Source organism: Lysinibacillus fusiformis (assembly GCF_003049525.1).
In the GTDB taxonomy this organism is placed as follows: Bacteria; Bacillota; Bacilli; order Bacillales_A; family Planococcaceae; genus Lysinibacillus; species Lysinibacillus fusiformis.
The window spans coordinates 374,799-388,808 of the sequence record NZ_PYWL01000003.1 but is presented as its reverse complement, the minus strand read 5'-3'; the positions used below and the strand labels follow the sequence as shown (position 1 = coordinate 388,808).

12 protein-coding genes are annotated in these 14,010 nt (G+C 37.5%); all 12 read right to left on the bottom strand.

The features are described 5' to 3' along the window. Nucleotides 1-8: 8 nt before the first annotated feature. Nucleotides 9-986: a hypothetical protein gene (locus tag C9J29_RS10810; protein ID WP_107922133.1), complete on the bottom strand. Its 978-nt coding sequence runs from the start codon at nucleotides 984-986 to the stop codon at nucleotides 9-11. A 14-nt stretch (nucleotides 987-1,000) separates the two neighbouring features. Then, the gene (locus C9J29_RS24630) at nucleotides 1,001-2,554 is read right to left on the bottom strand and encodes a hypothetical protein (RefSeq protein ID WP_237068808.1); all 1,554 of its coding nucleotides are present in this window, start codon (nucleotides 2,552-2,554) and stop codon (nucleotides 1,001-1,003) included. Next, entirely contained in the window at nucleotides 2,554-4,083 is a 1,530-nt protein-coding gene (locus C9J29_RS10800; protein ID WP_107922132.1) for a contractile injection system protein, VgrG/Pvc8 family, read from the bottom strand. Before C9J29_RS10800 ends, C9J29_RS24630 begins: the two co-directional genes overlap by 1 nt. Before the next feature lie 33 nt (nucleotides 4,084-4,116). Beyond that, nucleotides 4,117-4,524, bottom strand: a complete 408-nt coding sequence (locus tag C9J29_RS10795) for a DUF4280 domain-containing protein (RefSeq protein ID WP_089986100.1) — start codon at nucleotides 4,522-4,524, stop codon at nucleotides 4,117-4,119. A 106-nt stretch (nucleotides 4,525-4,630) separates the two neighbouring features. Further along, a complete protein-coding gene (locus tag C9J29_RS10790; RefSeq protein WP_107922131.1) occupies nucleotides 4,631-5,188 on the bottom strand; it encodes a serine protease in 558 nt (185 codons plus the stop codon). A gap of 24 nt (nucleotides 5,189-5,212) precedes the next feature. Further along, nucleotides 5,213-6,343, bottom strand: coding sequence for a pentapeptide repeat-containing protein (locus C9J29_RS10785; RefSeq protein WP_107922130.1), 1,131 nt, complete (start codon nucleotides 6,341-6,343; stop codon nucleotides 5,213-5,215). 31 nt (nucleotides 6,344-6,374) lie between these two features. Further along, nucleotides 6,375-7,799 carry a hypothetical protein gene (locus tag C9J29_RS10780; RefSeq protein ID WP_107922129.1) on the bottom strand — a complete coding sequence of 475 codons (1,425 nt, stop codon included), beginning with the start codon at nucleotides 7,797-7,799 and terminating at the stop codon, nucleotides 6,375-6,377. Further along, nucleotides 7,796-8,473, bottom strand: coding sequence for a hypothetical protein (locus C9J29_RS10775; RefSeq protein ID WP_216604729.1), 678 nt, complete (start codon nucleotides 8,471-8,473; stop codon nucleotides 7,796-7,798). The genes C9J29_RS10780 and C9J29_RS10775 overlap by 4 nt, the downstream gene beginning before the upstream one ends. Before the next feature lie 49 nt (nucleotides 8,474-8,522). Next, the gene (locus C9J29_RS10770) at nucleotides 8,523-9,308 is read right to left on the bottom strand and encodes a DNA and RNA helicase (protein ID WP_107922128.1); all 786 of its coding nucleotides are present in this window, start codon (nucleotides 9,306-9,308) and stop codon (nucleotides 8,523-8,525) included. 38 nt (nucleotides 9,309-9,346) lie between these two features. Continuing rightward, on the bottom strand, nucleotides 9,347-11,935 hold the full coding sequence (locus C9J29_RS10765) for an acetate and sugar kinases/Hsc70/actin family protein (RefSeq protein ID WP_107922173.1): 2,589 nt from the start codon (nucleotides 11,933-11,935) through the stop codon (nucleotides 9,347-9,349). Between the two features lie 82 nt (nucleotides 11,936-12,017). Continuing rightward, nucleotides 12,018-12,713 (bottom strand): iron-dependent peroxidase, encoded by a 696-nt coding sequence (locus C9J29_RS10760; RefSeq protein WP_096365273.1) that lies wholly within the window; start codon nucleotides 12,711-12,713, stop codon nucleotides 12,018-12,020. Next, complete coding sequence (locus C9J29_RS10755) at nucleotides 12,704-13,981, bottom strand: normocyte-binding protein (RefSeq protein ID WP_237068807.1); 1,278 nt, start codon at nucleotides 13,979-13,981, stop codon at nucleotides 12,704-12,706. The genes C9J29_RS10760 and C9J29_RS10755 overlap by 10 nt, the downstream gene beginning before the upstream one ends. Between the last annotated feature and the right edge of the window lie 29 nt (nucleotides 13,982-14,010).

Below are 14,010 nucleotides of genomic sequence, written 5' to 3'. Positions count from 1 at the left end.
AAATGCTTTTAATTTTGAAAAAGTTCTCCATGTTGATTAGGAATATATTCTGGATAATTTTTTCGATAAAAGCTATCGATAATTTTTAATAAAGGATCCCAGTCAGGGTAAGGTTCAGGATCCATTATTTGTATTTTAGCTTCTGGTGTATTCATTAAGAAATCATTGAATTCTTCAGGGATAAGTAATCCATTTTTCTTCCTCACAAAAAGTAAAAACAAAATTTCGTATGGGTAAAATCCATAACCAAAATCTCCAAATTCGATAGATTCCCCTAGCTCTGAAGCAAGTGCCATATGGAATATAGACATTTTGTTAATTAAAGGCTCTATTTCTTCTAATTTAGTTGTTGACCATTGTTTTAATACCTCACTATAAATTTCTAACTCCTCGGGTATTAAGCCATATTCTAAATTAGTTTCTTTCAGCTGCTCTCTCACTACAACATTTAAGTTTTGATTTGTCCCCAAAAAGTTTTTTTCTTTAAATTGGAGGTATAACTCTAAAAGGAACCATGTATGTTTATTAAAATTATTCACATTTATCCAACGACTTTCTAAATGCTCTTCAATAAATTTAAATAATATATCCTCCTCTTTCTCCCAACCAAACATTGTAAAATGAATTAAGGTCATAATAACGTCTTGAAAGGAATATTCCAAAGACATTTTAGGATATTTACTTTTATAAAGGTCTTGCCCCATACATTGATGAAAAGTAATCATCATTATTTTTTTTAGTTCGTGAGAATTTTCTTGATGATTTACTAATACATTCTGTTTCCATTTTGCCAAATAATATGATTTTATTGTTTCTAAATTTATTAATAGAATATGATCCTTTTCAACTTCATTGAGCTCTATAATATGGGTACTTTCCTTTAAACTATCCATATACTCTTCTTCTACTTCCTCAAATTTTATTCCCTTGACAAAATTTTCACAATATCTATTGTATGATAATTTTAATTTTTTAGGGTTTATCAATATATTCACCTCGTTTAATCAAGTTGTTTATTCCAATCTTTTATTTTTAATTCTTCTACGCCAAAGCCTTTTTTCGTAATTTTAATATCTGTTTCTACCCTTATAAAATCTAATTCTAATCCTGGATTCTCCTTTTTAAGTTTCTTAAATTGCTTTTTAAAATCAGAATATCTTGAGTCGTTGCTATTTAACATGCCCTCAAAATACTCTTTTCCACCTAATTTTTGTTTTTCTGAATAACTAAAAATTGCAGAATCTGAAGCCTTTGATTCTATCATAGTTAACTTAGGTGGTGGTCCTTTAGATAAAAACGTACCATCAATACCATTTCTGCCTACTTGGAATATTTCTGATATATCTTCTCCTAATTCATTTTTCTTAGCTACTATTTTAGAAACTTCTTCTCCAAAATCCCCCTTTTCATGTGAGAAATATTTAGTATTATCAATTTTTCTTTCGTAGTCCTTTGCCTCTGTCAAATTAAAATTCTTGCTTAAATCATCCGGAGTATCAAGTTTATTGGCTAATTTATTTCTTTCACGTTGTAATTTTTTTATTTCGTCTATATTTCCTGCTTTCTTCAGATCAGTTATTTGTTGGTCTAATGAATTTATTTCTTTTTTAATTGAATTATTTTTATTAGAATTATTAGACGGCTTCGGACTTGGAGTTGGTGTGTTTCTTCCAACTGTTCCTGTATCCTCTATGCTTATACCTGCAAATGAAAATTCATCCTGCTGTGATTGTACCATCTGACGCAGTTGCTGTTTGACTTCGGCTACTTTGGATTGTATCTGGGTTTTCACGTTCACTACTTGCTTTTTGACTTTGTCTACTACACTTCCTACTGGACCTTTCAGCGCTTTTTGAACACCTTCAGTGACACTCTTAACTACCCCGGCACCTTTTTTCACAAATTTTCCACCTGTTGACGCCCAGCCCACAAACGGAATCATCGCGCCAAAGGAAAGGGCCGCATTGACTTTGTCACCTCTGGCCAGATAAATAACGCCATTCACGCCATCCGCTATTTCACCGACACCTGGGATTAACCCTACAAGATCTAATCCTACTTGTAGCGTATTCAACAGATTTTTAGGTTTTACAGCATTTTTCACTGCTTTGGTCGTTGCTTGTGCAGCTTTTTTCACGACTGGTAGTACCTTTTCCTTCACTACCTGCTTCGTTTGTTTGACAGCGGCTTTTACCTGTTGCTTGGCTTTTGTCACAGCCGCCTTTGCTTTTTTCACAACCTTTTTCGTGGTCAGAATCGCTTTTTTAATGGCCTTCTTCGCCCGTTTCACCAATTTACTCTTGGATAAACTATTTTTTAGCTTCCTGGCCTTGGTAAAGAATTTCCCCCACTTTTTCTTTTTCTTCTTGCGTTTCTTCTTTTTCTTCTTTTTACTCGATTTCTTTTGTTTTTTCTTAGTGGAGCTTTTCTTTTTGGAGGATTTCTTGGAGCTCTTTCCTTTCGATCCTCCGCTCTTTCCTTTTTTCTTGCCACTTGGGGAGCCTACTTTTGGAATCATCCCCAGTAAGCTTCCTGCTAATCCTAATAGACCCATTAGGCATCACCCCCACCAACAGGGATCATCCCCATCATGTCTAGGGCGGAATCGAGGTCTGCTTCTTCTTCCTGTGAAGCGACTGACACAGGGGCTTTGATGGACCCTTCCATCGTGACCGCCTGTCCTTGGATATCCGTAATACCGTCAAACACTATACTACTGGAGCCGCAGGTGAATCGCATGGATTCGGCTGCACTCATGGACACTCGCTTCCCTGCGAAGGTGATCGTGTCATTCGCTTTGACTAGCAGGGAGGGCTTACTATGAACGGTGATGCCGCTGTCCTGATGAAGCTGCAGAAAAACAGCACCCTCCTTGGCCGTAAATGTCACGGATTGTGGATCTAGCTTCATGTCCTTCCCTTTTGGCGTACCCCAATAAGACGTTTTCGGATCAGCCGTTTTTGGGTTGGCCTCGCCACCTTTTCGTACACTGTGGCGAACAATCGCAGCTTCCTCGCGATGTGTCGGGAAGGCAAGGTGAACATGATCGCCCACCTCTGGCGGACTGTAAAAACCACTATGTCCTTCTGCTGTATATGGCGTAGCCAATGGGAACCAGGTAGCTTCTTCCTTTTTTTGCGCCTCATCCATGCTGAGATGGAGTCGTACCTGATCCTTTTTGACCTCTAACACCTTTCCTTCAATAGCAGTACCTGGTAGAAACGGAATACTTCGTCTGTCTTGACGTATGCCTTTTTTGAACAGCAAATGATATTCATAGGTAAGAATGCCTTGCTTCATTTGGGCGATGGATTTGGCTACCACCAGCTCCTTACCTTGGAGCTGCACACGATCACCTAGCTTCAAAGTCTTTTTAGACTCGATCACATAGGCGACGGTATCCCGCTCCTCTATTGGCTGATCGATGTCATTGTGCTTACTATGTAAAAACTTAGAGCGATCCTTTAAAATCTCATAATTTGTCACTGATAGCTTTTCCATTCGTCCTTCAGGTAGCCCAAACCAGAACTTCGGCTTATCCGCATCCATTGCAGGGATTAGCACTGTCCGAAAATGGGACGCCATACGTTGTAAAAATTGCCAATCCGTCTCTTTATATTGTAATATAAACTGCTTGAGAGGAGTAGCCTTCGACACGGTATCAATAACATCTGCACCTGAATAGTCTTTCAAAACTTTTTTTAACAGTGCCTGATAAGTCATTTTATTATGCTGAAAGGAACGGTATTTTTGTTTACAGTCTAGGGTGAACGTAGATGATACAGCCTCTAGTTCAATTTGATATACTCCCCTCACCATACGTACAGCCATTTCTGTAACCTGACCTTTAAATAGCGTGCGTATTCGTTGCCCTTTATTTTTTTGAAATAGCTCTATTCGATCTGACGGACTAGCAAGTCGCATACAACTGTCTTTCTTTTCAGCAGGAATGAATCCCTTTATAGTTAACCTTGCGTGGTCATTCACTGCCTGTGCTAACGTGAGATGATGCAACGTCTGGACTTCATAGGGGGATACGAGTTCAAGCTCACCGTATCCGATTACTTCCTCGTATGTGTTCACATGAATTCCCTTCTTTCTTCAAGGGACAATGGATTATTCTTGTCCATCATCTTCTACTTTTATCGTTCCACAATACATACACATATTAATAGATTGACTAATTAACGCTGGATGATTTTCAATTAATTGATCATTCTTGCCATTAATCCAGGGCATTGTGATGACAGGTGTACAGGGCATTGGCTTTAAAACACCATTATTGTCAGCAGTGGCTGCCGCAACTATTGGATTTGCTAATGTTTGGCATAAGCCAAATGGTTGAATATTGTCATGAGGCTTAAAATCCATCGTATTCATCTGTGCCTTATTTTTCGTATAAACCCCATGGCTGACTGGCATTTTTAATATACTTGTTTGATCACCTTGTGAGCAGGATAATTTGGCACCAGCTACCACATAGCTCCGTTGGTCGCCGCCCTTTGTCTGTAATTCTTCTGACATCAAAAAACCATCCTTTCTATACGTAAGCTGTTGTAACTTTTACTAAACATAGTTGACGATGGAAAGAAAACAATTATTTCCTCTTTAGTTTTTTTGTCTTTTCAAACTATTTTCCTACTGCCAGAATATCGTTCCATCTTCCTTCAGTTTGTATTTTCCGTAATCGTATTCCCCTAAAATCTCTGCGCAGAATGCTCTCTGCTAATTCAATATTAACTACTATATAGTTTTCTTTAATTCCCTCAATTTGAAAGATCGGATAAGGGGCTGCTAAATGCTCGTCTATTACTAGCTTTTTTAATGTTCCATCCAGATGAAATTCAGTTTGAGCAGAGAGACAAGGAACTTTTGGAGGAATAACTAGCCAATATAATGTTTGCATTACTTTAGGCATATCCATGAGAACAACCGCTTTGAATGGCATTTGTGGTTCGTATTTTTCCACTAATTGTTTAACCGCATCAGAAAAGAGCATGATTGGCTTTTCAATCAAATCTGTATACACCATCTCGCCTTTCTCTAATACAGGAAATTGGCGTTCGAGCTCCTCTAATTCCTCCATTCTTTCAATTGTTAGTAGCTCTTTTTTTATCACTTGGGCTATACCAACAGGCTCAACAGCATTTGAGATGCGTTCATCCTGAGATAGAATAAAATAGTTCATTTCTCTTCTCCTTTTTCACCATGTCTACTTCCAAATGACACTTGCTGACTGGAATGGATCTAGCTTTAAATATGGCTGAGCCTCCTTAGAAAACATGGCCTTTTCTAAATTGGCCCCTGCAAAATTCGTATTCCTTACATTTGCTCCCATAAAGCTGGCCCCTCGTAAATTTGCTAGCTCAAAATTAGCGCCTTCTAAATTCGCATTTGTAAAACGAAGTGGTAAATAGCCTGGTGATGCCCATTTCTGGCGATCTAGCAAGCCACTCGCTCCCTGTACCTGTTGAAGATTGGCTCCCTGTAACTGACTATTGCTAAAATCCGCCTCATGAATGGCGCTGAAGCTCAAATCTGTGTCCATTAGCTGACTTTCCCGAAAATTGGCGCCTATCAACAGACATTCACGCATTTGACAGTTGGTTAAATGGGTTTTCTGAAAAAAGGCATAGCGCATATCCAAGCCCTCATACGTTCCGTCAGCTAAGCGTAATTGATTAAATACCTCATATGGATATGCATCCTCTAGCTTTTCTTCTAACCAAGCTTTTATTTCATCACTATCCTTCGATGAAAAGTCCTCGCTATAAACTACTTCGTTCATATCCATAAACTCACCAATACGGATTTCGACAGCTACATCCCGCTCCAGTGCTAAATACTCTGGGCATCTGATGATGTCTGGAAGCGCATATCTAGCAAGACTGATTAAATATTGATGAAAATGGCTGGCGTCCTGAAGTCTAATGCGATCAATATCTGCTTGCGTAATTGCCCCCATAAAGGTTTTACTATACAAACTTAGCTCTTGGATGTATTGCTCTAAATAATGATGCACCCAGCTAGCATCATAGGTAGTTAAAAGAGGTTGTAGGTCAAAAAACCATTCGTCGTCCGTAGCCTCTACTAAATAGTGCGGATTTCTCTCCAATAGCTCTGTGCGTAGCATCGAAAATGTAATATGGGCAATTGGTCCTTTCTGGTGAAGCGATTGCTGCTGGGCTAGTTGCTGACATACCTTTTGAAAGGACGACCTAAATTCCTCGGCTAGCTTGTCTTTGGAGGCTTGGAAAAAATCCTCGAGTAGCAAAAGATAGTTCAATCTTCTTTTTTCTACTTCTGTGTCATAAAAATGCTGTAGAATTTCCTGTGCCTGCATTTGTGACTCCTTCTTTCTCTTTTGTTCATCTTTAATTGGCTTTTACTTCTTTTCCAAAAATTTGCACACTGCCATTCATAGTAATTTTACTTTCTTTACATTGTAATGAAATTTCTTCCTCTGCAGACATAAGGATTTTTTTGCTAGCATTCACCGTAATATCTGCCTCAGATATAAGCTTAATCTCTTTTTTGCTATAAATTTCGATACCGTTTGCTTCATTTAAACGAATAAAAATATCGCCATCCTGTGCGGTAATGAGAATTTCTGTTGGACTTAATTTAATCTCTTTACCAAAGGCTGTCCGATAATATTTCGTCGAAGGATCGTCTAGTTTATTAGTGGCCGTTGTATCCAAGTTTTTTCGTATTGAGGTACTAGCAATCCCCTCTTCCTCACGGTGAGAAGGAAAATAGATGTGGACAAAATCATTGATTTCCGGCATACAATACCAGCCACTATGTCCCTCAGCTGTATAGCCCGTTGAGTAAAGGAACCAATGTGCCTTTCCCTTATCCTGCTTGTCATCAATGGCTAAATGTACTTTAATATGATCCTTTGCGACTTCTAACACTTTTCCTTCTAAGGACAAGCCGGAAATATCCGTGTTAAATAGCTCACTTTTTTTCATGCCATTTTTCGTTGACAGTGTATAGTAATGTTTCAGCAAGCCATCCTTCATAGTTGTATATGCTTCATATATATAAAGTGTTTGCTTATTAAATGTAACGTGATCTCCTATCTGAAGTACCTTGTCACTTTCCACCTCGTAGTAAAGGAAGTCATGCTCACCCATTCCTTCATTACCATTCTCTGTATATAGTAGATAGTCTGCTATTTTTTTCCTGGTCGTGTAATGATAATCTTCTAGCTTTCCTTTGGCACTTCCAGCTGGAACACCAAAATGGAACTTTGGCTTGTCAAAGGTAGAAGCAGGCACGAGCCCCGTATTAAAACGAGAGGCTAGTCTTTTTAAAAATTCCCAATCAGTCTCGTAATATTGAAGGGTAAACTTTTCTAATTTAGCACCCTTTGTAGCTTCATCAATAATGTCTAGACCCGGGTAAAAAGGATTTAACAGTTTGAATAATGCCTTATAGGTCATTTCCTTATCCTGATAGGAGCGATTTTTCTTTTTAATATCTAGCTGATGGGTACTAGAAGCCGCTTCGACTTCGATATAATAGATGCCACGCACCGAGCTAACCTTCACATTTAAAATAACACCTTTAAATAATGGAGAAGGGACACCGAGGTGGTTAAGCTGGTTTACTTCAATCGCAGATCGTGCCTCGGTCATTTCGACATATGTATCTCTCGCCTCTTCAGGCACAATTCCAGTAAAACGTAACCTAGCATGTTCGTTCATTTTTTTGGTAAGGCTGAGCTCTTGAATGCTGACAAGCTCAAATGGCGATATTTTTATATGATGATAAGTCGTCACTGCACCACTCATAGAACTGCCCCTCCTTTCTCTTCACTTGAAGCGAATTGTAAGGATTCCATCATGGCTCTCGCGATAGGGCGCCAAGTGTCAAGATCATCCTCCATACAATTGAAGGTGCCAATAAGTGCTCGCCCTTCTACGGAGGCAAAGAACATTAAATTAAAAATCTCCCCATCAATGGCAGGTGTAATGACCTCTAAAAAGCCTACTGTTTTGCCATCGATCGTCAGAACCTCTGTATCTAGCCAATCTGCTGACGGCTGAGCTTGTTCAAGGATGTCCATCATATTTTCTTGAAATCCAGCGACTCCCTCCTCGTTTAATCGATGTGGTGTCAAATTGAAGGCAAGATTGATTGATGAGGAGGTATCTGTATAAATTAGGTTTGGTCTACGCTCAGATGGGTACTTTAAGGACGCTAGTTCAGCAGACATAATAGAAAAAAGCTTTGGCATTCGTATTTTCATTTTGCCATCCAATAATGACTGCTCCATTACTTGTACTTCTTCATCATCAATGGTGATAACATGTTGGTAAATATCGACTTCTTGTAGATCTTCCTGTTCGTCTTGTTCAGGCTCCTGTTCCACTTGTAATGCCGCTTGCTGCTGGGCTAACTCATGTCGTTCCTGATCTCTCATTTCATTTCTTAATGCAATAATCTTTTCATCTAAAAATTTCATCCCACTCACCTTCCGCTTCTTCAACGTATTTTCATCAACTACTTTTCAACTAATCAACGATCATTCGCTTTGGTCGACCTGGACTAGGCATTGGACTAGCCCCAGTTCCACGACCACCATTCTTGGCTTCACCTAATATACGGTATAAATATTTGTGAATTTGACTATTGGAAAATGGTTGAAACTCTAGTTCTAACCGATTACTTATGTACATTTCAATGACATCTCGCTGTACTCGTTCTTCATTTAAACACGCTAAGGCAAATGTTATGTCATAAGTATTGGTTGGACGATTTTTTAATAATTCCTTTGCAAAACATTGTAAAACCTTAGGATGATAGGTACTTTTTTGTACACCTGCATATTCACAGTGAAGATAGTTAACGGTATTGTATTCAGTGGTATAATCCGAAAAATCAATAGGCTCTGATCGCAGTTTTGCTCCCACCTTTAATTTAAAACGCACTATTTCCAATTCATTGGGGGCAAGATACATGGAGTTATCAAGAACAATAGTCGTTGTAAATTGCGTGAAATCCAAATGATTTACTTCTTCAGCAAAACGCACCTTTACTATCATTTCATTTCCCGTTGCCTCATAAGGCAGCTCATAGCTACTATGTAGCATATAGAGTCTTTTATTATGTTTCAGGATGCCCTTGGTTAGAATAATGCTTGTATCTGTTACATGAATATGACAACCTGCTATAATGCCGTTTGAGTATTCCTCGAAATAGAGATCTAAAAACTCTCTCGGGAAATCCCGCAGGTTCTCTAGCATTTCCAGCTTTAAAATTCTTCCTTTTTGAAAATGTGGATATTGATTTGTAAACATCTGTTATTCTCCTCTTTTATTTTTTAGCAGATGCCTACTTACTTTAAACCATCAAAGAAATCTAACTCTGATAGATCCGTTTCAAAGGCAAAGAATTCCTTGCTGCCAATAAACAGCTGCTCCTCTTTCCTAGCCACTGGTACTACATGGAAGCCCCAATGATCCTCTCCTGCGAAGACGAAAAATTTCACTTCACCATTGGCTATTGAATCAGTCTCGTCCTGTGGAATTTTATTGGAATAGAACGACACAATACTCTCATAAAGCACGGGTACAAAATTTTCCTGCCTATTGAAATAGGTGTACTTTTGGGTTGTCTGATGATCACTTCCAGTTAGGAAAAATTCGACCTCTGTGACTCCCCATGGGCGTGAAATAGTTCCATGAATTTGATTTAATCGTTCTAAGCTACTGATAAGAAGTTTTTCTTGCCGGTTATGTGTAAATGCACTAACAGAATAAGGTACTATAGGAGCATTATTCGTAACGGTCGTTTCAATCATGCCAATTTTTTTCGCATTTAAGTAACGCAATGCTCCTCTTAAGCAGGCAAGCTTTAATTCTGGCACTTTCCCTACATTTTCAGCCTTTTGCCTAAACTCAATGCTACGGCCTGGCACAAACTCTTTTAAAGCCTCTCGGAAGGCATCAATTTTACAGGATTGTCCAGTCAGCTTAATAATGGAATATTCACCAAGCATGCCACTTTCATAAAACTCCTCTAAAAATTCGCGTACAATATCGTAAATATCTGCTTTTATAAGATGATTGATTTCTTTAATATTGAAAAAAACATTTGGATAATCGTAAACATCTTTAAATTGATGATGTTCTAATAGTGATAAGCACCAGCGATCTACTGTTGTAATATTCAAATCACTATCCTGCTGTGTATCGCTTTCCGAATAAAAGCGGCTTCTCAAAATACCCGTTTTGCGGAAAAATTCCTTCTTCATTTCCTCTGCCATTTCCCATAAAAAATAATGATTATTGCGAACTCTTAGATACGCATCACGTGTCCGATTTTCATATTCCTTAAAGCGTGTAGGAATGATAGATTCAGCATCCTCAAATGCTTTTTCGAATTGCTTGTAGATGGCCTCTACGCCATAATCATCTACATATCGATAAATATCTTTTCCGGGGATATCAATTAACGCATCAATGTCATACGCATTTTTCCCCCGGCTATAATAGTTCGCAAATACAATTTTCATAAATTGGAAAATGCGGTATGTAATATTATTACCTCCAAAATTGGTATCACCATTTTCATAGGTTGTATGAATATCAATTTTGTAGGAAATGTGGCCGTCCTCTATGCGAAACTTACAGGAAGAGAGGTCTGTCGTTCCCCCACCACAATCAATAACAAGTGCTTTGTATTCCTTACTATCCATAAAGCTTTGATTCTCAATTTGATTGGCGATTGTGTTATATAAAACGGACATCCCTTCATCAAGAGCATGCTCTGTTTCAATTTGATATTCAGGTAATATGGCCTGAAACATATCTAAAAATTGAGTTTTCAACTTGACAGGACTTGAAATATGCAAATGTTTAAATCGACACTTAAATTGGTGCTCAGCCATACGTATGATATAAAGTAAAAATTCTCTGATGATTTGACTACGCGGGACAAGTGCTGTATTGCCATTCGCATCCATCACTTCTTCTAATTTTGCATAATTACTAACCCAACGCTTGATTCCCTGAAATTTAGTAGCCAAAGATGTATAACTATTTTTTTTCATCACTTTAAGCGCTTCATAGCCAAAATGATAGCTGACATGCTCAGTGTTCGAGCAATCTGCTACTGAAAGCACTGTGGGCACTACTTCAATCCATTCATTTTGATGGAGTGCGTCTGGGAATTGGACAAAATTAATGCTATTAAGCTCAATTCTCTTATTTAAAAGGTCATGGCTACAAGGAGATGAGACATAATCACTATCCAAAAAAACACCGGCAGTTGTATTTGTTGTACCAAAATCAATCGCAAGGATAGCATTTGTCGTCTCTAATTGCTTCATCTCTAAATCTGGTATCGGTACTTTGTAATAATGTAAATTTGTTGGTGGTAGCGGAATTTCCTGATAGTACGTTTTATACATATACTCAGAATCTTGCTTCCGTAAAAAAATAAAGCTATAGTTTTTATTTTTTGTTTCACGTATGCCAAGTGCTTGATCGGCAGTTAAATAATAACTTTGTGGTCTTTCATCATCCTTTACAATATTTAAAATTCCACATAACTCTAGCTGCTCATTCACAAGTAATACATTGGATTCCACTAGAAACCCACCTGTTTCAACTAAATATTGATCAGGTTTATCTATTTTCATACCTTTATAGACATTCATTTTGGCGGGGATTTTAATATCCCCATTATCAGAAAGCGGCGTCTTTAAATATTTTTGCAAAGCCTCTTCTACTCTTTCAAAGCCCCCATCTTGGTTCTCTTTTATGAGAAGATGTTCCTCAGCCCCACGATATCTTAAAATCTTTTCAATTAATTCGTCCCTTGTCAGCGTATTAATTAAACCTGTTATGAGCTTTTCCTTATAACAAATATTTCTAAGCTGAAAGGTTGTCATTTCCATTAGCTCTACACGTGTATAGGTCATATATTTTTTTTCTGAATAACGCTTATTCAAATTCAATTTATACGAGTATTTGGTCGTCACCTATAGCCCTCCCTTGCTCTCTTTAATAAAGAGCTATTCGATCTAGCATCATGGTCTCTTCTAATCCTATAATGCCAAAATGGTATTGCCAATAAACTTCTATATGGTAGCCAACTGGCAGAAAAATCTCTTGAATGAGCTCAACCTTTTTACTATTTTTTTCTGTCTTTTTTTGCTGAATGTAAAGAAGTAACTCAGCTTTTTCCTCGGACTTAACGTAAATGAAACAATTTTTAAAAATATTTTTCAGCGTGTCTTTGATCAGGTATATTTCTTCGCCTGTTTGATAGAGTCTAAGCATGTTTAATGCCACAATTTCTTGTTCCTTTTTAGAAAAAAGCTTGATATGATCGTGAACCCGTTTTCCAAATACATTTGCCTGAATATCCCTCAGGATAAAGCGAATATAAAATTCTTTTTTATTCATACCTTGCATGCGATCAATCTCAGCTAAAAAGTGTAAGGTTATATCTAATAGGCAGTCTCTAAACTCTTTATCTGATGTATGATCAGGATGAAACAGGTCTTTAAAGATTTGAAAATAACGATAATAAGGATTTACTTCAACATGCTGCTCTACTACCTGTGAATTTAATAGCTGTGGACTAAGCTCCATATACGGTGAATAAATTTGAGCTAGGTGAAAGTAAATATCCTTTGTTTGAAAGCCTTCATCTTCTGTTTTAATTAGTAAATCCCAAATATAATTCATAGCCATTTACCCACACATTTATATTCCATAAAATGTCTTTGTATTTCAGCAATCAGGAAGCTTAATACATCATTCGCAATAAAGTCTCTATCTTGTTTAGATAAGAATTGCAATAGCATTGTTTTTTTATAATTGCTTCCTTCTTGTCTATCCATTAAAAATGGTTGAATAAGGTTACGACTCCCTATTGGTTCGTGTTCCTCGAAAACATCAATTTTCACTAGTTCAAGCATATCTGCTGCCTCAAAGGAATTTATCAGCCGAATAATTTCTCCTTTTGTAGAAACGTTTTGATTATTTTTATAAGAAAGCTTGTGCATAAAATAGTCATTACGACTATTTGAAACTAGCGCAAAATTTAATTTGCCAATATGCTCCTGCTCTACTTTAGCAATTTTTAATAATCGCCATTCTCCCGATTGCTCTAGTGGCGAAACAATTGTCAGTTCATGGTCTGAACGTTTTACATACCTAACATTTTCCTCTTCTGTATCGATGACATAGCCATGTTGATTACCCGTTTTTCGTAATGATAAGACATGCTCAAAATTGACTCTATCTATAGCCGGGAATGGAAAACCACTATTCTTCACCACATGGGGTTGAATATTCCAAAGCGGCACCATGTTCAATCGTTTGTATTGCTCATATTCCTCTAAATCAATCGTCACTTCTTCTATTTCCACATCTTCATGTAACGTCGGACAGTCTACAACGATGACATCCAGAAATTTATGAACAAATGGATGATTAATCGTTTTCCAAGGAAGGCCATTTATTTGAAAAATAGAGTACAGCTTTTCGATTTCCTTTACATAACGATTATTCTTTATCAAGCCAACTTGAATCTCAACCTGACCCTCTGACGTCTTTAAACTTCCTCTAAATATTCTTGGCTGTGCAAGTAAATGTTGAATCACATCCGAATTACACGCTAAAAATATAGTCATGAGCATTGCCGGTTCATGCTTTTTAATGGACCCAAGAAGCTTATCCGTGTAAATTTTTTTCTCCTCTACATCTGTTGGACATATTGGAAATAAACAGTCATGGATGGGATCGACATCCTCCCTAGGAAGCAGTGTTGCATAGATATCGTATTTATTCTCTATATCATCCATCTCATTGAAAATACGCTCCTCAAGCTTGCGGTTCATATCCTCTTGATAGTCGATAAGATTTACAAAGACACCACTTACAATATCCTTTAGTAATTGACGTTGCTCTAAATCTTCTATTTTTCGTAAACGTTCGAACATGAGCTCTTTTAACAATTTACTTTCCTTCTTTCATAAACCCAGAA